We start from the raw sequence: 20,213 nt of genomic DNA on the forward strand, positions 1-20,213 counted from the left end.
ATTATCAAATCTCAAAAGTATGTTGAAAAAGTTACTTTTTCTCTCAGCCATCGGAATTTCCGGCATCGCCTTTTCTCAGACCAACGTAAAAGAGAAGCTGGGAAATTATCTCGACTCTCTTTACGCTCATCACAAAGTAATGGGAAGTTTTGCTTTTGCGGAAAATGACCGTCCGACTTTTATTAAAGTGGTTGGGTTTGCTGATGCAGGAAAACAGCAAAAGGCAAATGTAGATACCCAATACCGCATCGGATCGATCAGCAAGACCTTTACAGCCGTACTGGTCATGAAAGCGGTTGAGGAAAAAAAGATTACCCTGGATCGTAAACTTTCGGATTTTTATCCTGAAATTCCTAACGCGTCCAAAATTACCATTGAGAACTTATTGCAGCACCGCTCGGGAATCCATAATCTTACCGATGAAGCGGAATACCTTCAATATAATACAAAAACGCAGACGGAAAGTAACCTGATCGGGATTATTAAAAAATTCAACAGTGATTTTGAACCCGGCTCGAAATATGAGTACAGCAATTCCAATTACATTTTGCTGGGATTTATTCTCGAAAAAATATATAAAAAGCCCTACGCCGAACTGATCCGGTCTAAAATTACCAAGCCGCTGAAACTTACCTTTACGGAAGTCGGTGGGCCGATCGATACTTCAAAAAATCAGGCAAAGTCCTATAAATGTACCAACGGAACCTATCAGGCTTCTGACGAAACGGACATGAGCATTCCGATCGGTGCCGGAAATATGATTTCGACGCCACGGGATCTGTTGGATTTTATATTGGCGCTGGAACAGGGAAAGCTGATCAGAAAACAGAGTCTTGAAAAAATGAAAACTTTTACCGATGGGTATGGGTTTGGTCTTACAAAAGTTCCATTTGGAAAGTATTGGGGGTATGGTCATAACGGAGGGATCGATGAGTTCAGGTCGGTCCTGTATTATTTTCCTGATCTGAAAATAGCTGCGGCCTTTACCGTCAATCAATCGGATATGAACATCAATGAAATATCCGTTAAGCTTCTGGAAACGGCTGCCGGACATGACTTTGAAATGCCGGACTTTAAAACATTCACTATCGCCAAAAGCGAACTTCAGAAATTTACAGGAAAATACGCCAGTCCCGGAATTCCCGTAAAATTTAATATTTTTATCCAGGATAACAAACTGATGGCACAGGCTACCGGGCAAGGTGCATTCCCGTTGGATGCGGTTTCCGGCACAAAATTCAAATTTGAACCCGCCGGCATTACCGTCGAGTTTTTCCCGGAGAAAAATCAGTTTGTCATCATGCAGGGTGGCGAAAAAGATACTTTTACCAAAGAATAAGACAATGAAATATTTAAAAATTAACATGGTACAGGATGCCGATCTTGAAGCACTGAAAAATGCCATTCTCCAGATGAAGGGCGTGGATTCTGTAGAAACGATTGACGATGAAAATCCGGAAAGCGAATTAAAAAAAGCTTTTGCCAAAACAAAAGAACAGTTCAAAAAAGGGGATTACGAAACATTGGTCAACGATATTTTTGATATTCTAACCAAAAAATAATTTTAGAAATACATGAAAAAAGCCATTTTATCGATTGCTTTATTGGGTGGGATTTTCTTTTCCACAAATGCAGTGGCACAAACCGAAACTTCGGGCCGTGAAAAAGTGTACCGGGCTACCCATACCAAGGTAACAGAACTGAAGCACACCAAACTTAAAGTAAACTTCGATTACCAGAAGGAACAGATGAGCGGGGAAGAATGGCTTACGGCCGCTCCCTTTTTCTATCCGACCAACGAACTGACACTGGATGCCAAAGGAATGCTCATCCATGAAGTAGCATTGGAAGCAAATGGTAAAAAATCTCCTTTAAAATACGATTATAAAAATGAGGTTTTAAAAATTACCCTGGATAAAATCTACCAGAAAAATCAGGAATATACGGTTTACATCAAATATACGGCGCGTCCTAACGAAGTAAAGCAGGAGGGAAGTGCAGCCATTAGCGATGCAAAAGGCCTTTATTTTATCAATGCCCAGGGTAAGGAGCCCGATAAGCCTACCCAGATCTGGACGCAGGGTGAAACGGAATCTTCATCGGCCTGGTTCCCGACGATTGATAAATCCAACCAGAAAACCACCCAGGAAATTTACATGACGGTTCCTGATAAATATGTTACTCTTTCCAACGGTATTTTAAAAGATTCGCAGAAAGAAGCAAACGGTCTCAGAACCGATCACTGGGTAATGGATAAAAGACATTCTACTTATCTTTTCTTCATGGGCGTCGGAGACTATGCCATTGTAAAAGACAAATGGAGAAACATCCCGGTAGACTACTATATTGAAAAAGAATACGAGCCGTATGCAAAACAGATCTATGGAAACACTCCGGAAATGATCGAGTTTTTCTCTAAGAAGCTGGGCTACGACTATCCATGGGCAAAATATGCGCAGATCTCCGGAAGAGATTATGTAAGTGGTGCGATGGAAAACACAACGGCAACCCTTCATGGAAGCGGGATTTTGCAGAAGCCGGGGCAGCTGGTCGATGAAAACACGTGGGAAGATACCATCGCTCATGAGCTGTTTCACCATTGGTTCGGAGATCTGGTAACCGCGGAAAGCTGGAGCAACCTTACCGTAAACGAGTCTTTTGCCAACTATTCCGAATACCTGTGGAACGAATACAAATACGGAAAAGACCAGGCCGATTATCACCAGATGACTGATGTGAATATGTATCTTCATAATCCTGGGGATTTCAAGAAAGATCTGGTGAGGTTCGATTATGCTTCCCGTGAAGATGTCTTCGATTTGGTAACCTACCAGAAAGGAGGAGGAATTCTTCATATGCTGAGAAACTATTTGGGCGATGATGCTTTTTTCGCCGGAATGAATGATTACCTGAAAACCTACGAATACGGAAATGCGGAAGCCCACCAGTTGAGATTGTCCTTTGAAAAGGTTTCGGGAAGAGACCTGAACTGGTTTTTCAACCAGTGGTATTTCGGAAGCGGAAATCCGAAGCTTAAATATTCCTATACGTTTGAGCCGGTGAAAAAACAGATTGCCGTTACCATCGAGCAGACCCAGGAACAGCCGTTTCAGTTTCCGCTGGCCATCGATGTGTACGATAATGGGAAGCCAAAAAGATATAATGTATGGGTAGATGCACAGGCAAAAAATACCTTTAATTTTGATGTTTCCAAAAATGCAGATCTGGTAAACATCAATGCAGATGGAATTTTAGTGGCAGAAATTACCGATACGAAGACTCCTGAGCAGAACCTGATGCAGTTCATGGGTTCCAAAGAATTCAAAAGCAAATATGAAGCACTGAACGGGATCAAAGACCAGGTCGGAAAAAATCCCGCAGCCACCAAACTGTTGGCCGCGGCAATAAAAGATCCTTTTTTCAGAACAAGGATAAAAGCTCTAAAAATGATGGACCTTTCCAACGCCGAACAGTTCAAAGCTATGGGTGCGGACGTCGAAAAACTGGCAGGAAACGATCCTAAAACACTGGTACAGGCAGCAGCCATTTCTGCATTGGCCAAAACGAAGGATAAAAAATACCTTCCTGTTTTTGAAAAAGGCATGAATGCCGTTTCCAATGCTGTAAGAGGAAGTTCGGTAAGTGCGATCATCGAAATCGATTCTTCACGAGCAGGGGCGCTGGCTGAAAAAATCGATTTAAAAGATGCTTCTGAAGACCTGATGAATAAACTTCTGCCGGTGATTGTTAAAAATAAAGTCACTTCACAAATGGAAAATATTACCCAGCTTGTCGCATTTTATCCGTTTATCAAATTCCAGAATCCTGAATTGGGCAAGTCTGCGGAAGAAGGCTACAACTGGATCATGAGCTCCGACAATCTGAAGGCGACGGAAGGGATTACAAAAATGCTGGGCCGGGCAAAAGGGGAGATCGGAAACAACCCACAGGTTAAAATGATGATAACCCAGATGCTGAAAGACGGACTGAATAAGAAAATGGAACTGCTGAAACAGAATCCGCAAAGTGCTGCCAGCATCAACAAGCAGATTGATGCCATCAACAAAGCCATAGAGGATTTTAAATAATTTCAGAACCATAATTTAATAAAATATGATAACCGCTGTCCTGGATGGCGGTTATTTTATTTTAATCGTTATAATTAAAATTAATTTAGTTCTTTAACAAAATATTTGATTTATCTGTTTTTTTAACGTAGTTTTGCTGTCAAATTAATACCGATAACCATTGAAGAAAAATACAGGCCCTAGTCGGGCAAAAGGAATAATTACAATTGCTTGCAAACCGATGATATTCAATGAGAATCATTATTCAAATTACCATTTACATTCCCTGACTTTTATTTTTATTATACCTGAGTAATGCTCTTAATGATCATCGCTTACTTATGAAACAATAAGTTCAGGAAGGGTTATGAAAGAATAAATTTTTTTGATTTATAGCTGAACACAAATTTAATTAATAATTTACACTTGGGCATTTCTTTATAGGAATGCCCTTTTTATTAGTCAAAAGCTCCTCTTTTACATTTAAATAGAATTTCTTTAATGAAAATGAAAAATCGGATAAAAATCATATATGATTAAACGTTTACATTTTTTAAATTCGTACTAAAATAAATTAGTATGACTTTTGGAATTGAGGCGGCAAGTTACCACGTACCTTCATTATATCTGAAAATTAAAGACCTGGCGGAAAAAAGAGGCATTGAACCGGCTAAACTGGAAAAAGGACTGGGCCTTCACAAAATGGGCTTTCCCGACGTACACGAAGATGCGGCAACATTTGCAGCAGAAGCTTTGCTGAAGCTGATTAGAGATTACGAACTTAATCCCAAAGAAATATCAAGAATTTATCTTGGGACGGAAAGTGCCCTCGACGCAGCCAAGCCGACCGCCTCGTACGCAATGCAGATGGTTGAAGACGCTTTGGGAGCCGAATTTGGTGAAAGGGTTTTCAGAAACTGTGATGTGGTAGACATGACCTTCGCCTGTATCGGTGCCGTGGATGCACTCCACAATTCGTTGGATTTCGTACGTGCCAATCCTGATAAAAAAGCAGTGGTGATTGCCAGTGACTATGCAAAATATGAGCTGGCTTCGTCCGGAGAATATACCCAGGGAGGGGGTGCAGTAGCCGTTCTGGTTTCATCAACTCCTAATCTTTTGGAAATTGAGAACCATTGGGGAGTAGCTACAGAAAGTGTCTTCGATTTTTTTAAGCCGAGGCGCCATTTCAAAAAAGAAGATCTTTCTCACGCGCCTGAAAGTTTTCCTGACAAAATTGAAATATTTACTGATGAGCCTGTTTTCGACGGGCAATATTCCAACCAGTGTTATCAGGACAGGATCAGGGAAGCCTACAGCCATTACAAAGAAATCACGAGTAAAGAAAAGCCTTATGAAAACTGGAAATACCTCATTTTCCACCTTCCGTATGCTTTCCACGGAAAAAGGGTGTTCACGGAAATCTACAGCCTTGAGAACGGATTGTCTTACGAAACGCCTGAAGAACAGAAAGCCGTAGCAAAGTCAGACGAATACCTTGCGTTTATCAATCAAAAAATTGAAAAATCACAAAGGGCATCTTCCGAAATCGGGAATATGTATACTGCTTCCATTTTTATGGCCCTGCTTTCCGCTTTGCAGACTTCATTTAATGAAAATGAAGAACTGGCAGGGCAGGAAATCGGATTTTTAGGATACGGAAGCGGTTCGAAGTCCAAAGTGTTTACCGGTAAAGTTTCGGCCAACTGGAAAGAGGTTGCCGGAAAATGGAATATTTTTGAAGAGCTGAAAAACAGGACGGCGATCGATTTCGATACCTACGAAAAACTTCACCGCAAACAGCTGGAAAATTCGTTGAATAAAAACTATAAAGGCTTCGGACTGAAATCGGTAGAACTGGAAAACCCGGTATTGAAAGGAGCTAGATATTACGATTTTAAAAAATAAGATTAACTTAAAGACAAATATAGAACCGGAATTTAATGAGTTCCGGTTTTTATTTTAAATAAATCTTTGATTTTCTATAATATTCTAAACTATTTTCAAAGTTTGGTCCTGATCTTATATGACTTATGTGTTTAATCTTCTTCAGATTAAAATAGCAAGTATGAGTTATTTTCCCCAGAATCCATTCCGTTGTGCCCAGCTTTTAAATAATTGCGGCCATTCGGAAACCTCAGTTCCCGGTTTTCCCAAACCCCAGCCATGGTCGCCGCTCCGAAAAATATGCATTTCTACGGGAACATCGGCCTTTTCTAAAGCCGCATTCATGAGATAAGAGTTCTGTACGGGTGAAACCGGATCATCTTGAGCCTGCGCCAGAAAAGTGGGCGGCGTATCGGCTGTAACCTGCCGTTCTACCGAAAAAGCGGTTTCCTGCGAAATGGTAGGATGAAGACCTAAAATACTCTTCAGCGAATGGGTTTTGTTATTGGGCGGAAGCATGGAAATAACAGGATAGATGAGCCCTGCAAAATCCGGTCTTGCGGATAATGAATCGATAAAATCAACCGGTTCGTAAAATTTCTTATTAAAAAGAGTAGCGGTAATGCCTGCCAGATGCCCGCCTGCCGAAAATCCCAGAACGCCGATCTTATGCGGATTTATTCCATATTGATCCGCCATGCTGCGGATTAGCCTTACCGCACGCTGGGCATCTTCAAAAGGAACACTCGTGGTATTCCAGACTTTCTGGGGCAACCTGTAAATAAGTTCGAAAGCGGTAACTCCCTGCGACTGCAGCCAACTGGCCGTAGGATGGCTTTCTTTCCCCAGTTCAATGTGGGCATATCCTCCGCCGCTGATGACAAGTATGGCCGTTCCATTAGAATGTTGAGGACGGTGAACAATCAGCCGTGGCGTTGAAATATGAGTAATAGAACCCTTGTTACTTATAATTTCAGGACCTCTTGAGCCGCCTTTATCCGGCATAACAGCATTCCATAAATCAATTTGTTCCGAATCTGAAGGTAAAGTAAAGGGCTGCTTTCCGGACTGTGCATCGGCAGCATGGCTCATGAGGAGAAGCGCAACTGTCAGAACAATCAGCCGTTTCATTCAAAAAAAGTTGTTTTATCCTGATAGCTTTTTGGGGTGATCCCTACGAGCTGTTTAAAAACCCTTGTAAAATAATTCGTGTCCGAAAAGCCCGTCTGGAAAGCGGTTTCTTTAATGCTGTTCCGGCCTGCCAGGAGCTCTTTCGCCCTGCTGATCCTTTCCTGTAAAATAAAATCGTTCGGTGATGTGCCTAGTTCTTCCTTAAACATTTTAAAAAAGTTCGACTTGCTTACGTAGGCCATTTTTGCAATGCTTTCCACGGACAGCTTCTGATGCAAATTTTTCTTAATATAATCTACCACAAAGCCGATCCTCGATCTGTTTTTCGCCATATTCTTTTCCACGATGCCCCTTGCCTGGGTTTGCATCAGCCGGATCAAAAGTTCTTTCAGCGCAAAATCGGCCATAATATCCTTTTGGGAATTGTTATCCATCGCAATCCGCATAATATTATTGGTTGCAGAGGCCAGGGAAGTATTGTTGAAAAGATAATATTCATCCAGCCCGATATTCCAGTGGGAAGTTTCGTCAGCCTTCGGAAGATGATAATTCAGATAATTCAGGGAATCTTCGATAAATTCAGGATTAAGGCTCAGCGAAATGCATTGGGTAGGCGTTTCATCGGCTTCAGGAAAATCGATGACCATCGTTTCACCCGGGGAAACAAGTACGCTTTCTCCTGGAAAATAATCGAAATAGCCGGTTTTATTATCCAGCTTCATATGTTTTTTTCCGCGGAGCATGGCCGTGAAAGCAATCGTCTCAAAATGAAGCTTTACCCCAAAAGCTGCCTGATGCGTTTCGTAGATGCTGAATTCGCAGTTGTTTAGATTGAAGGTCGTCTGATTTTCCACCAGGCTCATAAGCTGGTTTTCCCTTTTCAATTCAGGAGTTTCTAATAAAATCTTGTTGCTGTTCATTACTAAACATTTTTTATGGGCCTCTATACTCAAATATAGAAAATATCTGCCTATCAATTTGTTAATGAAACCATAAAAAACAAATGCTGTGTACGATTTTGAAGTTTTTTTGTACGATTGTGCTATACGAATGTCAAAGAGAAGTGTAATTTGGATGGATAATAAAAATTAAAATTGTACGAATTATGAGCACTACAACACAACAGCAGTCAGAGACCCTATTACAATGGCCTGAGTTCAAAAGCAAATATGATAACTATATCAACGGGCAGTTTACCGCACCTGTAAACGGAAAATATTTTGACGTGGTTTCTCCGGTTAACGGGAAAAATTTCACACAGGCCGCCCATTCCTCTAAGGAAGATCTGGAGCTCGCCGTTAATGCTGCCGAAAAAGCCTTCGAAACCTGGAAAAATACTTCTTCCACGGAGAGAAGCATTATTTTAAATAAAATTGCCGACAGGATCGAACAGAATCTGGAATATATTGCCACTGTTGAAACCATCGATAACGGGAAAGCCGTAAGGGAAACGCTGGCAGCAGACATTCCGCTGGCAATCGATCATTTCAGGTATTTTGCGTCGGTCATCAGAGCAGAAGAAGGATCCCACAACGAGCTGGATAAAGATACCGTTTCCCTGATCGTCCACGAACCGCTGGGAGTTATCGCACAGATCATCCCGTGGAACTTCCCGATCTTAATGGCAGTATGGAAACTGGCTCCGGCATTGGCGGCAGGAAACTGTGTGGTCTTGAAACCGGCAGAAAGCACCCCGATCTCCATTATGGTTTTGATGGAACTGATCGGTGATCTTCTTCCTCCGGGCGTTGTAAACATCGTCAACGGATTCGGGGCAGAACTCGGAAGAGCCCTGGTAACCAATCCGAAAATAAATAAAGCGGCATTCACAGGTTCTACAGCAACCGGACGTCTGGTTATGCAATATGCCACGGAAAATATTATTCCGGTAACCTTGGAACTGGGTGGTAAATCGCCAAACGTGTTCTTCAGTTCCGTGATGGACGCCGACGACGAATTTTTAGACAAAGCAGTTGAAGGAGCTGTTCTTTTCGCCTTAAATCAGGGGGAAATCTGTACCTGCCCTTCAAGGTTGTTGGTTCAGGAAGATATTGCAGATGCTTTCATCGCCAAAGTGATTGAAAGGGTGAAGGCCATCAAAGTCGGAAACCCGTTGGATAAAACCGTAATGATGGGAGCGCAGGCCTCACAGATCCAGAAAGACAAGATCCTTTCCTATATCAAATTAGGGAAAGAAGAAGGAGCTGAAGTGCTTACAGGAGGTGATGTGAATAATGTAGGAGAAGGATTGGAAGAAGGATACTACATCCAGCCAACGATCTTTAAAGGCTCCAACAGAATGAGGATTTTCCAGGAAGAAATTTTCGGGCCGGTATTGGCGTTTACAACTTTCAAAGATGAAGAAGAAGCGGTGAAAATTGCCAATGATACCATCTATGGCCTTGGTGCAGGAGTATGGACGAGAGATGCACACCAGTTGTACAATGTTCCGCGTCAGATCCAGGCGGGCAGGGTATGGGTCAACCAGTACCATTCTTATCCGGCAGGAGCGCCATTCGGAGGATACAAGCAGTCGGGAATCGGGCGTGAGAATCACAAAATGATGCTCGATCATTACCGTCAGACCAAGAATATGCTGATCTCTTACAACAAGAACAAACTCGGTTTCTTTTAATTTTTATACATGATGGCGTGTCCGTTTCCCCGTCTTGCAACGGGGAAACGGCCGGGCTATCCAGGGCTCCACTTCGTTCCGGTGCTTTGCACGCCCGCTTTCAGCGAGCCCCTTCCTATCCCTCACGCGGACCTGTAGTCTGTGATTAAATACATCTATAAAAAGAAAATTATGCAGAATAAAATACCCAGGCTTTCAGCCACCGAAAAAGCATTGGAAGTGATCTGGGAGTTGGAAAAAAAATATGGGGACCTGATGTTCTACCAGGCCGGAGGATGCTGTGAAGGAACCCAGCCGCAGTGTTTTGAGAAAGGCGGATTTTTCCCCAGAATGAACGACGCCATGATCGGAACCATCCACAACCATGAATTCTGGATCGACCGTGACCTCTTTGAATACTGGCAATATTCCCATTTTACCTTAGACGTTACCGACGGTTTCGGACCGGGAGGGTTTTCTCTTGAAACCCCTTTGGGAAAAACATTTAAAGTTATTTACAGGCTCTTCACGCCCGAAGAACTGGAAAACCTGAAACCGGTGAAACGGAGTGAGTAATTTTTATTTAATATTCTGGAACTGATTGTTTTTCCGGGCAATAAAGTATAATTCCCTTTCAAAGTCATATTTGTCTTTTTTTATTGCTCTTTTTAATCCGAAATACTGAATTATTAATAGAATAAAAGGGAAAGCAGTAAGAATAAAATTTTCGTTTTCTTTAAAGAATTGGAGAGCAATAAAGATCATAGCAGGAACAAAAAAAACGAGCGTTGGAAGATAAGGAAGGAAAGGAACGAATTCTACAGTAATAGCAGTTCTATTATTTTCTTTTAATATATTTCCTTTGATTACGGAATGAATCACATTAAAGTCAAAGAAACAGACTCTTTTTTTGATGATAAAATAATCCGAATTAACAATCCCGCGGTATTCAAATCGTGTAGGTATTCCATTATCTGGAATTAATGACAGGAACGTCGTATTGGTTTTATATGTGATTTTCCGAAGACTTTCTGTAAATTCAGATCCGTCCATTTCAAGGCTGAGATTTAAACTATCGTACAGTCCGATACTTTTGTAAAAAGAGTTCATGGTAATTTGAATGAAAATTACATAAATAATAAGGTCACACCTTCACAAACCGGCTTACAAACATCGAAGCGACCAATTGTCCCACCGCATTCAGTACGGTGGCCAAAGGATCCACCAGGGTACCGATGATCATCACGGCCGGAACAGCTTCCTGTGGCAGCTGGTAGACGGAGATCATCAGCATTTCCCCAATATAACCGCCATTCGGAATTCCGCCGGCGACAATGCTGACAAAGATAGTAATTCCCAGGGCCAACAGCAGATTCACCGGATCAAAAAAATCCCTTCCGATAATCAGGAATGCCACATAAATTTTAATGATCGAAGACATCGACGAGCCGTTTTTATGCAGGGTTGTCCCTATCGGAATGACGATATTCGAGATCTGGCTCGGAATCCCGATTTTTGAGGCAGCTTCCAAATTAGCAGGCATCGTGGCAAAGCTGCTGCACGTACTCAAAGCGGTTAAGGTCGGAAACGGAGCATGGGTCCAGAAACTTTTTACCCCTGTTTTCCCATTGGCCATAAAAGCATACAGCGAAAAAAAGACAATAAAATAGATAACTCCGGCAACATAATAGAGTCCCAGAGGTTTGGCATAAAACCCGAAAAGCTGAGGTCCCAAAGTAGCTACCTGATAGGCAAGATAAGCACCCAAACCAATTGGGGCGGCTCTCATGATGATTAAAAGCAGCTCTTTCATCACTTCATATCCTGAAGCAATAAATGACCTGAAAACCATCCCTTTTTCCCCTGCTTTCCTCGCTGAAAATCCGGTCATAAACGAAAAGATGAGAAGCGCGAGCATATTTTGTCTCGAAAAAAGCTGGGTAAACTCCCCAACGCTAAAGAACCCGACAATCCTGTCAGCCCAACTGTCGTCACCGGCTGATGCTTCCACAACTTCACTGCTGCCCATTACCCCCGAAACCGGAAACAGATACACAGCACCAATAGTAAAGATTGCCGCCGTGATGATGAAAAAAAGAAACGTAAAGGTCATAACGAACATTATTCTCCCGAACTTAGACTGCTGTTCCAGCGATGCAATAGAGTTGGCGACTGCAAAAAATACCAGCGGAACCACACTTACGAAAAGGAGGTTCAGGAAAATATCGCCCAAAGGTTTCAGATACTCCACCAGGTTTGGAGCCACAATTCCGATGATGCTGCCGATGGTAATTCCGAGAAGCAGGAGTAAAATTCCGGAGTAGTTTTTCAGGACGCTGTTCATGGATGCTTTTTGATCAAAGATAGCGGTAATTTTTAATATTTGAACTGCCTGTTTCGGTCTCAAATTTGTTGATTTTAAGAAAAATTGTTTCTATGGCTTATATAGATTACTATACCATTTTAGGCGTAGACAAAAATGCAACTCAGGAAGACATCAAGAAAGCGTATCGTAAACTGGCAAGAAAGCTTCATCCGGACCTTAATCCGAATGATAAGGAAGCGGAACGGAAATTTAAGGAACTCAACGAAGCCAATGAAGTGCTGAGCAATCCGGAAAACCGAGCCAAATACGATAAGTATGGCGAACACTGGAAACACGGGGAAGAATACGAAAAAGCTCAGCAACAGCAGCAAAGACAATATCAAAGCCAGGGTCAGGGAGGAAACTTCGGAGGCGGGTTTTCAGGTGCCGATTTTGGGGAAGGAGAAGATTTTTCAGATTTTTTCCAGAGCATGTTCGGTGGTGCAGGCGGCGGAGGCTTTGGAAGAAGTTCCCGCGGAAGCGCGTCAGGAAAATTCAAAGGACAGGATGTTCATGCAGAACTGAATCTGAACTTGAGAGATGCTGCCGTTACGCATCCACAGACTTTTGAAATTAACGGTAAAAAAGTACGGATTACGATTCCGGCAGGTGTGTACGACGGACAGCAGATCAAACTGAAAGGTCATGGCGAGCCCGGCTTTAACGGAGGCCCGAACGGAGATCTGTACATAACCTTTACTATTCCGGCGGATCCGGATTTTGAAAGAGTAGGGGACGATTTGAAAACTAAGGTCACCATTGATATGTACACCGCCGTTTTGGGAGGTGATGTAAAAGTGAATACCCTGAATGGAAGCGTCAACCTGAAAGTAAAACCGGGAACCCAGAACGGAACAACGGTAAGGCTGAAAGGCAAAGGCTTTCCCGTATATAAAAAAGAAGGGGAATCCGGTGACCTGTTTGTAACTTACGAAGTAAAGCTTCCAACAAATCTCACGGATAAGCAGAAAGAACTTTTTGAACAACTAAAAAATTCCTAAGTCATGAGTGAAAGAATATCGAGGGAAGAACTCGTAAAAATATACAATATCGAAATCACTTTTTTTGATGAACTGGTCGATTCCGGCCTGCTGAATATTCAGACTGAAAATGAAATCCGGTATCTGATGTATGAAGACCTGCCTAATTTCGAGAAATTTACCAACTGGCATTATGATCTGGATATCAATCTTCCGGGACTGGAGGTGATTCATGAGATGCTTAAAAAGATGGAAGTGCTGAAGCAGAGAAACCGTGAACTGATGAACAGGCTTTCGGTAATCGGCAATAAGTACGAAGAAGGATAAGGGTGATGGAAGGTGGCAAGCTTTAAGACCTTGAGTTTAGTACTACATAATTTTTAGTTACTGAATTATGCTTAAGGTAAATTAGCAATAAGAATCTGTCAGAGTTTAAAAGGGCTTTCTAATCGGATTGATATCTTTTAATCATCAAAACCTCTGGTTGTAATATGAAGAAGATAACTCCCGGCATTCAACTTCCTTATTCCAATCTCCGGTTAAAAAACAATCATATCAGATTCCGTATCGGAGTTCTGAAATTTTCAACTAGCTTTGTATTCAGAATTTATCAGTATGAGCGAAGAAAAGGTAATTGTTTTAAAACCGAGAAGGCAGGATTTTGAAGAGATCTATTTTAACGGAAACCAGGGAAGCCTGTTTTTCTCGCCGACCACCAGAGGAAGAACAATAACTACGATTGTAATAGGAGCGATTCTGCTGATCGTATTTATTTTCAGGAATGATTTTACCCGGGAAAAAGCAGGGATTTTATATTTTGTAAGTTTTCTGTTTTTACTGTGTGCTGTTTTCCTTTCCGTAAGCATCAACAAAGTTTCAAGGTGGAAAAAGCAGGTCAGCCGTTATCTGACAAGGCTTGAAAAATGCAACATCTATGAGATAAGGTTTGATGAAAATTTTTTTACCGTGAATATCGACGGTGAAAAAGAAACCAGCGAATGGAAAGACTTCGAATATTTCGACAATAACAATGAGTGTATAGTTCTGGAAGGAAAATACAGCTATGTATTTCCGAAGAAGGCCATGAGTGAAAAGGATTACAGCATATTGAAACAGGTGGTAAAAAAGAATATTACGACATAAAACAAAAAACTCAGAGCAACTTTGCTCTGAGTTTTTTTATGATTGAAGCTGATTAATTAATCCAGCCAGCCCATTTCTTTCATCCACTCGTCGTTGTAGATCTTTCCAACGTATCGGGAACCGTGGTCATGAAGGAGAACCACGATCACATCATCTTTTGTAAACTGGTCTTTCATCTGGACCATTGATGCAATGGCACTTCCCGCCGAATAGCCGCAGAAAATCCCTTCTTCCTTGGCCAGTTTCCTGGCGTAAACCGCACCGTCCTTATCCGTTACTTTCTCAAAGTGATCGATCACCGACATATCATAGTTTTCAGGAAGAATATCTTCTCCGATCCCTTCGGTAATATAGGTATAAGCATTACCTAAATTGATTTCTCCGGTTTCGTGAATTTCTTTCAGGATTGATCCGTAGGTATCAACACCAATGATTTTGATGTTTTCATTTTTCTCCTTGAAAAATTTACCGCAGCCCGTAATGGTCCCTCCTGTTCCGGCACCTACTACAAAGTGCGTCAGTTTACCTTCAGTCTGTTCCCAGATTTCTGGAGCGGTAGATTCATAATGCGCCGCGCGGTTCGATAAATTGTCGTATTGGTTTACGTACCATCCGTTTTCCGTCTCTTTAGCCAGTCTTTTAGACACTGAATAATAAGAACGCGGGTCAGTAGGCTTTACGTCGGTCGGACATACGATTACCTCGGCTCCTACGGCACGGAGAATATCACATTTTTCTTTAGACTGTTTCGAGTTGGTTACAAAGATACATTTGTAGCCTTTGATGATCGCGGCAAGAGCCAGCCCCATCCCTGTATTTCCTGAAGTTCCTTCAATAATGGTTCCTCCGGGTTTCAATCTTCCATCTTTCTCGGCGTCTTCAATCATTTTCAGGGCCATTCTGTCTTTTACGGAATTTCCCGGATTGAAAGTTTCCACCTTTGCCAAAACCAATGCCGGAAAATCTTCACCTAAAACTTTATTTAGCTTTACCAATGGGGTGTTTCCGATGGTTTCGAGGATGTTGTTTGCGTATTTCATAAATGTTTTTTAAAGCACGTGCAAAGATACGGCTTTCAACGAATTAATTATAAGTCATCCATCATCAAAAAGATAGATTAACTGTAAACCTGCGTGATAGATAGAAGTTTACCGACAGATTATTTATGATAATCTTATTTAACCATACTTAATTTTAAAAGATTCGTAAATCAATCCTTTTATTTCAATATAAGAATTCGACCGTATCAATCGGATAATGATTTGTAAGTAAAATGAAGTAATGGTTTATTATTGACTATTTATGTTTAATATCAATAGTTAATTTTATAATTCTAAATTCACTAGCGAAGCAAATTCACTATTAACTATTAACCTAATTATACTTTATCGCTTTTACCGGGGATATTTTGCTGATCAGGTAACTCGGAACAATCAGTGCCAGACCCGAAATAAGCAGGATGCCGAGAGAAATGGAGATAATTGCAATTGGATTGAGGTCTACCGGAACGGTGCTTACATAATAATTCTCCGGATTTAATTTAATTACTCCAAAAATCTTCTGGATGAAAATCAGGCCGAGGCCGATAGCGTTTCCGTACAGTAATCCCGGAACCATGATGATGAGCGTATAATTGATAAACGTAGCCCTGATCTGCGCATTGCTTGCGCCAAGGGTTTTCAGTAAACCAATGGAATTTGTTCTCTCAATAATCAGGATCAGAAGAACCATGATGATATTAATGACCACGACAATCAGCATGATGATGATGATCAATGCGATATTGGTGTCGAAAATGCTGATCCAGTCGGTAATCTGCGGGAATTTTTCCGTTGCCTTTTCCGCATAGTTTTTATAGCCGATCAGCTTTTCAATTTCAGGCATATTCCGGTCGATATCGTTTACGTTTTTAAAAAAAATATCCAGTCCGCCGATTTCATCCGGCTTCATATCCTGAATTTTGCGTACATGGTTAATTCCACCCAGCACAAACTGGTCATCGATCATTTTAATATCCGTCCTGTAGATTCCGACTACCTCAAATTTTCTGTAAATAGGCTTCTGATCTGCTTTGGAGAAAACGGTTACGATGCTGTCTTTTACTTTCAAATGAAGATCATTGGCTATTTTCTGAGAGATGGTAACCCCGTTATAATATCCTTTTTCAGTAACTTTCGGTGAGGTTCCGGCGATCAGGAATTTTTTAAACCGAAGGCTGTCGAAATCTTTTCCAACCCCTTTGAAAATAATACCGGCAAAATTGTGCTCATTCCGCATAATTCCTGTTACCGTAGCATATTTCTGGACACTTGCCACATCCGGCAACTCTTTTATTTTTTTCAGGTCCAGCCCCTGGTTATCCAGTACCGACGTATTATACGACGAGTTGGACCGGGTTGAACGTACGGTAATATGCCCGCTGAAATCTGCCAGTCTTTCTTTTATGGCTTTCTTGGAGCCAAACCCCGTGGAAACGGTGATCAGCGAAACAATAATTCCCAAAGCCACGGAAAGCCTGCCGATAAAGATGATGACCCGTGATAGGTTATTTTTGTTATCTTTGGAAAACGCTATTTTTTTGGAAAAATATAAAGGAAAGCTCAAGACGATGAATTTAGATTTCAAAATTAAAAATTTACTTCTTATTTGCCTAATTTTTTTAGGAGTATTCAATCAATATTATTCTCAGGTTCAATATACAGGTAATTTTAAAACCGGTGCCGATCAGCCCGGATTGTATTTGCCCTTGCTGAAAGGCAAAACCGTCGGGGTCGTGACCAACCAGACGGGACTGATGAGCGACCGGACTTATGTGGTGGATTTCCTGGTAAAAAACGGAATTAAAATCAAGTCTATTTTTGCGCCGGAACATGGCTTCAGGGGAGATGCCGACGCCGGGGAAAAAGTAAAAAACGGGGTGGACGTAAAGACCGGGATTCCGATTGTTTCCCTGTATGGCAACAACAAAAAGCCAAGTGTTGAACAGTTGAAGGGAATTGATATTATTTTATTTGACATTCAGGATGTCGGAGTCCGTTTCTATACTTATATTTCCACGCTAACGTATGTGATGGAAGCCGGAGCCGAAAATAATGTAGAGGTCATCGTATTAGACCGTCCAAATCCGCATGACGGTTATACAGACGGACCGGTTTTAAAGAAAAAATGGACCAGCTTTGTCGGTATGCATGAAGTTCCGGTGGTGTACGGATTAACCATCGGCGAATACGGAAAAATGGTCAATGGTGAAAAGTGGCTCAAAAATAAGGTGCAGGCTAAGTACACCCTGATCCCAATGAAAAACTATCATAAAACCAAGCGGTACCCAATGCTGGACAGGCCATCGCCCAACCTTCCGAACGATAAATCGATCAATTTATATCCAAGCCTTTGCTTTTTCGAAGGGACACAGGTTTCGGTAGGAAGGGGTACGGATCTTCCGTTTCAGATCTACGGCTCACCGTGGACCCAAAGTCTGCCTTATCAGTTTATCCCTAAGCCTACGAAAGGAGCAAAAGACCCCTTTTTAAACGGGAAATTATGTTACGGCGAAAATCTGTCGGAGTATCCGCATGACCTCAGGGAATTGAATCTCGAATGGCTGATGAAAGCCTATAAAAATTACAGAAATCCGGATCTCAGTTTTTTCCTTCAGCCTGCAGCAGGGAAGAATTTCTGGTTTGATACACTGGCGGGAAGCGATGAGCTGAGAAAGCAGCTTGTTGCAGGAAAATCAGTTTCCGAGATAAAAGCATCCTGGAAATCCGATCTCGATCAGTTCGAAAAGATCAGGAAGAAATATGTGGTTTATGAAAAATAGAAAGGTGAATGGTCAATCGTCAATTTGGCTTCGCCAGTCAATTTTTAAAATTCACAAGCGTTAGCGAATTCACCATTGACTATTGACCATTCACTTTATTATATCAGTCAAAATTCTGTGGCGGTGTCTTATCATCTTTTCCTTTGTTCATAATAACCAAACCGATGGACAGCCCGATAACGCCGGCTCCGGCAATCATGAGCGCTCTTTCCAGCTTGTCTGCCTGATCATTTCCGAGGTAATTCATCAGGAAAAGGATGACAAATGTAATGACACAAATAATGATATGGTTCTTTCCGAATAACTTCATGAGATTATTTTAATTTATAAGAAATCATAACGCCGCCTCTATATGGAATGATTTCACCGCTCTTATTGTAGTCGGTCGCTTTATCATAACGGTCTCCTCTAACACGGTCATATCCTTTGTAGAAGTCCTGTGAAGTTCCTACCGCTCCATAGATATCGATATTCCAGCGGTCGGAAACTTTAAACTGGTATCCTGCAGTAACTCCCAGGATTAACGAATATCCTCTTTGATAAAAATCTGAAGAATTACGGGTAATCCCTGTTTCTTCTTCAGTATATATATTGTCTTTCCAGTAGTTCCATTTTTGTACATTAAAACGGGATGCTGCAATATTGGCTCCAATATACCAGTGGTTAAATGCTTCATTGAAATAATATCGTCCTTCTAATGAAATGGAATAATACTGCATCTCATGTCCTGCAAAAGATTTCCAAGGCGAAATAAAAACATCACCCTGCACCGTAACCTTCTTGCTTACCTGATGCTCCAGTGCTAAATTTACAATTCCGATAGGGATAAATAAAGCATTTCCCTTCACATATACGCTTTTTTCAGATGGCTGTTCCTGTTCCTGGGCGTTTAAACTTCCTAATAAAAACAGGGTAAGAAATCCTGTAATAAATTTAATTTTTGACATTCGTTATTTCAATTGTTTCAATAATTCATTAGCTAAAGTGGAATCTTTTTGTGATTGGGTGGCTATATTTTTAGACATTTCGGCATAGGTTTTTGCCATTTCCTTATTTCCTGTTAAAAAATAAAGCTTCGCAAGAATGTAAGTGTTTTCGGAGGTTTCGCCTCTCATGACGGATTTTTCTGCCCATTCTGCGGCTTTTTTAAGAGAAGATGGGGTTTTTATATGTTCAGAAAATATCCAGGAAGCTTTTAAAAGCTCGTTGGGTTCAAAGGCTTCAGCATTTTTGTAATAAGCCAGTGCAGCCTTTTCGTATTCCGGGAAATCGGCGTTCTGCTCGTAATAGCTTAATTTGGTCTGGTTGAGTTTTACTTCCGCGTCATGCTTTCCCACAAGAGGCTCAGCATTTTTCATGAAATAGTTTTCATTAATTTTTTTACTCTGCGGATCGATTGATTGTTCCACAATCTTTCCTAATTTAATCTGGTTGTCAAACTCTTTGTAAGTTTCTTCGGGTAAAAATTTAATAATATCTGCTTTTCTTTCGACGAAGGTTTTATAATTTTTATCTTCGGTAGACTTTAAAAAATACAGGAGCAGTCCGACATCATCTTTTGTGAATTCATCGGTTGTTTTCCTGTTTTCAAAATACCTTTCGGAAGCCAGCTTTGCAAAGGCATAATCCGTAGAAGAGTTTAGCTTCATAATGTTGATGAGAAATTCCGGATCTTTCTCTCCTTTGGCAAAGCGCTCTTTCAGGGAACCTTTCTTGTTGTTGGGAGAGTTTACATCCTGGGCCATAGTAAGAAACATGCTGCTTTCCATATAGCCGAAATTCTGTGATACCAGTTCGCTGTCACCATTCAGAAACAGGTAGGTAGGATAGGAGCGGACCCCATATTTTACAGCAATATCCCTGCCTTCGCCTTTTTCCATATCAAATCTCGCGTTCACGAAATTAGCATTGAAATAATCTCCGACCGTTTTTTGGGTAAATACATTTTTTTCCATCATTTTGCAGGGGCCGCACCATGAAGCATAGGCATCGAGAAAGACAATTTTCTTTTCCTTTTTTGCTTTGGCAATAAGGTCTTTGAAAGGCAGGTCCTGAAACTGGATGGCTTCCTGGGCAAATGCTGCTACCGTGGAAAATAAAAATAAACCGGAGATAATCTTCTTCATTTTTCAAATAGAAATTTCAAAAAGCGAATATACTTATTTTCAGGTAAAAGATTGGTGATTATTGTGACATTAACCACCAT

At 41.3% G+C, this 20,213-nt stretch carries 19 protein-coding genes; 10 read left to right on the top strand and 9 right to left on the bottom strand.

Annotated features, from left to right (window positions below; all coding sequences use genetic code 11):
* Positions 1-19 precede the first annotated feature (19 nt).
* From QE422_RS07670 to QE422_RS07685, 4 genes are all read left to right on the top strand, one after another.
* A complete protein-coding gene (locus QE422_RS07670) occupies positions 20-1,339 on the top strand; it encodes a serine hydrolase (protein ID WP_307456447.1) in 1,320 nt (439 codons plus the stop codon).
* A gap of 4 nt (positions 1,340-1,343) precedes the next feature.
* Complete coding sequence (locus tag QE422_RS07675) at positions 1,344-1,562, top strand: hypothetical protein (RefSeq protein ID WP_307456448.1); 219 nt, start codon at positions 1,344-1,346, stop codon at positions 1,560-1,562.
* Positions 1,563-1,574: 12 nt separating this feature from the next.
* Positions 1,575-4,088, top strand: coding sequence for a M1 family aminopeptidase (locus tag QE422_RS07680; RefSeq protein WP_307456449.1), 2,514 nt, complete (start codon positions 1,575-1,577; stop codon positions 4,086-4,088).
* A 558-nt stretch (positions 4,089-4,646) separates the two neighbouring features.
* Positions 4,647-5,975, top strand: a complete 1,329-nt coding sequence (locus QE422_RS07685; RefSeq protein WP_307456451.1) for a hydroxymethylglutaryl-CoA synthase family protein — start codon at positions 4,647-4,649, stop codon at positions 5,973-5,975.
* Positions 5,976-6,140: 165 nt separating this feature from the next.
* Here the strand turns inward: QE422_RS07685 and QE422_RS07690 are convergent, their stop codons facing one another.
* Complete coding sequence (locus QE422_RS07690) at positions 6,141-7,085, bottom strand: alpha/beta hydrolase (protein WP_307456453.1); 945 nt, start codon at positions 7,083-7,085, stop codon at positions 6,141-6,143.
* On the bottom strand, positions 7,082-8,005 hold the full coding sequence (locus QE422_RS07695; protein WP_307456455.1) for an AraC family transcriptional regulator: 924 nt from the start codon (positions 8,003-8,005) through the stop codon (positions 7,082-7,084). Before QE422_RS07695 ends, QE422_RS07690 begins: the two co-directional genes overlap by 4 nt.
* Before the next feature lie 185 nt (positions 8,006-8,190).
* On the opposite strand from QE422_RS07695, the gene QE422_RS07700 reads away from it, so the two are divergent.
* Both QE422_RS07700 and QE422_RS07705 read left to right on the top strand, forming a co-directional pair.
* Positions 8,191-9,720, top strand: coding sequence for an aldehyde dehydrogenase family protein (locus QE422_RS07700; protein ID WP_307456457.1), 1,530 nt, complete (start codon positions 8,191-8,193; stop codon positions 9,718-9,720).
* 171 nt (positions 9,721-9,891) lie between these two features.
* Positions 9,892-10,275, top strand: a complete 384-nt coding sequence (locus QE422_RS07705) for a DUF779 domain-containing protein (RefSeq protein ID WP_307456459.1) — start codon at positions 9,892-9,894, stop codon at positions 10,273-10,275.
* A gap of 3 nt (positions 10,276-10,278) precedes the next feature.
* Here the strand turns inward: QE422_RS07705 and QE422_RS07710 are convergent, their stop codons facing one another.
* Together QE422_RS07710 and QE422_RS07715 are read right to left on the bottom strand one after the other, a co-directional pair.
* Complete coding sequence (locus QE422_RS07710; protein WP_307456461.1) at positions 10,279-10,809, bottom strand: hypothetical protein; 531 nt, start codon at positions 10,807-10,809, stop codon at positions 10,279-10,281.
* A 34-nt stretch (positions 10,810-10,843) separates the two neighbouring features.
* The gene (locus tag QE422_RS07715) at positions 10,844-12,043 is read right to left on the bottom strand and encodes a dicarboxylate/amino acid:cation symporter (protein ID WP_307456463.1); all 1,200 of its coding nucleotides are present in this window, start codon (positions 12,041-12,043) and stop codon (positions 10,844-10,846) included.
* Positions 12,044-12,135: 92 nt separating this feature from the next.
* Here QE422_RS07715 and QE422_RS07720 point away from each other — a divergent pair, with 92 nt between their 5' ends.
* The 3 genes from QE422_RS07720 to QE422_RS07730 all read left to right on the top strand — a co-directional run bounded on the left by QE422_RS07720 (position 12,136) and on the right by QE422_RS07730 (position 14,187).
* On the top strand, positions 12,136-13,065 hold the full coding sequence (locus QE422_RS07720) for a J domain-containing protein (protein WP_307456464.1): 930 nt from the start codon (positions 12,136-12,138) through the stop codon (positions 13,063-13,065).
* A gap of 3 nt (positions 13,066-13,068) precedes the next feature.
* Positions 13,069-13,371: a chaperone modulator CbpM gene (locus QE422_RS07725; protein WP_307456466.1), complete on the top strand. Its 303-nt coding sequence runs from the start codon at positions 13,069-13,071 to the stop codon at positions 13,369-13,371.
* Between the two features lie 288 nt (positions 13,372-13,659).
* Positions 13,660-14,187, top strand: a complete 528-nt coding sequence (locus tag QE422_RS07730) for a YcxB family protein (protein ID WP_307456468.1) — start codon at positions 13,660-13,662, stop codon at positions 14,185-14,187.
* A gap of 56 nt (positions 14,188-14,243) precedes the next feature.
* On the opposite strand, the gene QE422_RS07735 is transcribed toward QE422_RS07730, so the two are convergent.
* Positions 14,244-15,227 (bottom strand): PLP-dependent cysteine synthase family protein, encoded by a 984-nt coding sequence (locus QE422_RS07735; protein WP_307456470.1) that lies wholly within the window; start codon positions 15,225-15,227, stop codon positions 14,244-14,246.
* Between the two features lie 334 nt (positions 15,228-15,561).
* On the bottom strand, positions 15,562-16,791 hold the full coding sequence (locus QE422_RS07740; RefSeq protein WP_307462309.1) for an FtsX-like permease family protein: 1,230 nt from the start codon (positions 16,789-16,791) through the stop codon (positions 15,562-15,564).
* Between the two features lie 4 nt (positions 16,792-16,795).
* Here QE422_RS07740 and QE422_RS07745 point away from each other — a divergent pair, with 4 nt between their 5' ends.
* Positions 16,796-18,007 (top strand): DUF1343 domain-containing protein, encoded by a 1,212-nt coding sequence (locus tag QE422_RS07745; protein ID WP_307456472.1) that lies wholly within the window; start codon positions 16,796-16,798, stop codon positions 18,005-18,007.
* 103 nt (positions 18,008-18,110) lie between these two features.
* Here QE422_RS07745 and QE422_RS07750 read toward each other — a convergent pair whose 3' ends face one another.
* Genes QE422_RS07750 through QE422_RS07760 form a run of 3 tightly spaced genes read right to left on the bottom strand, consistent with a single transcriptional unit; the run spans position 18,111 to position 20,133 of the window.
* A complete protein-coding gene (locus QE422_RS07750; protein ID WP_307456473.1) occupies positions 18,111-18,317 on the bottom strand; it encodes a hypothetical protein in 207 nt (68 codons plus the stop codon).
* 4 nt (positions 18,318-18,321) lie between these two features.
* Positions 18,322-18,954: a DUF3575 domain-containing protein gene (locus QE422_RS07755; RefSeq protein ID WP_307456475.1), complete on the bottom strand. Its 633-nt coding sequence runs from the start codon at positions 18,952-18,954 to the stop codon at positions 18,322-18,324.
* 3 nt (positions 18,955-18,957) lie between these two features.
* Entirely contained in the window at positions 18,958-20,133 is a 1,176-nt protein-coding gene (locus tag QE422_RS07760; protein WP_307456476.1) for a thioredoxin fold domain-containing protein, read from the bottom strand.
* Positions 20,134-20,213 lie beyond the last annotated feature (80 nt).

This window comes from Chryseobacterium sp. SORGH_AS_0447, assembly GCF_030818695.1.
Lineage (GTDB): Bacteria > Bacteroidota > Bacteroidia > Flavobacteriales > Weeksellaceae > Chryseobacterium.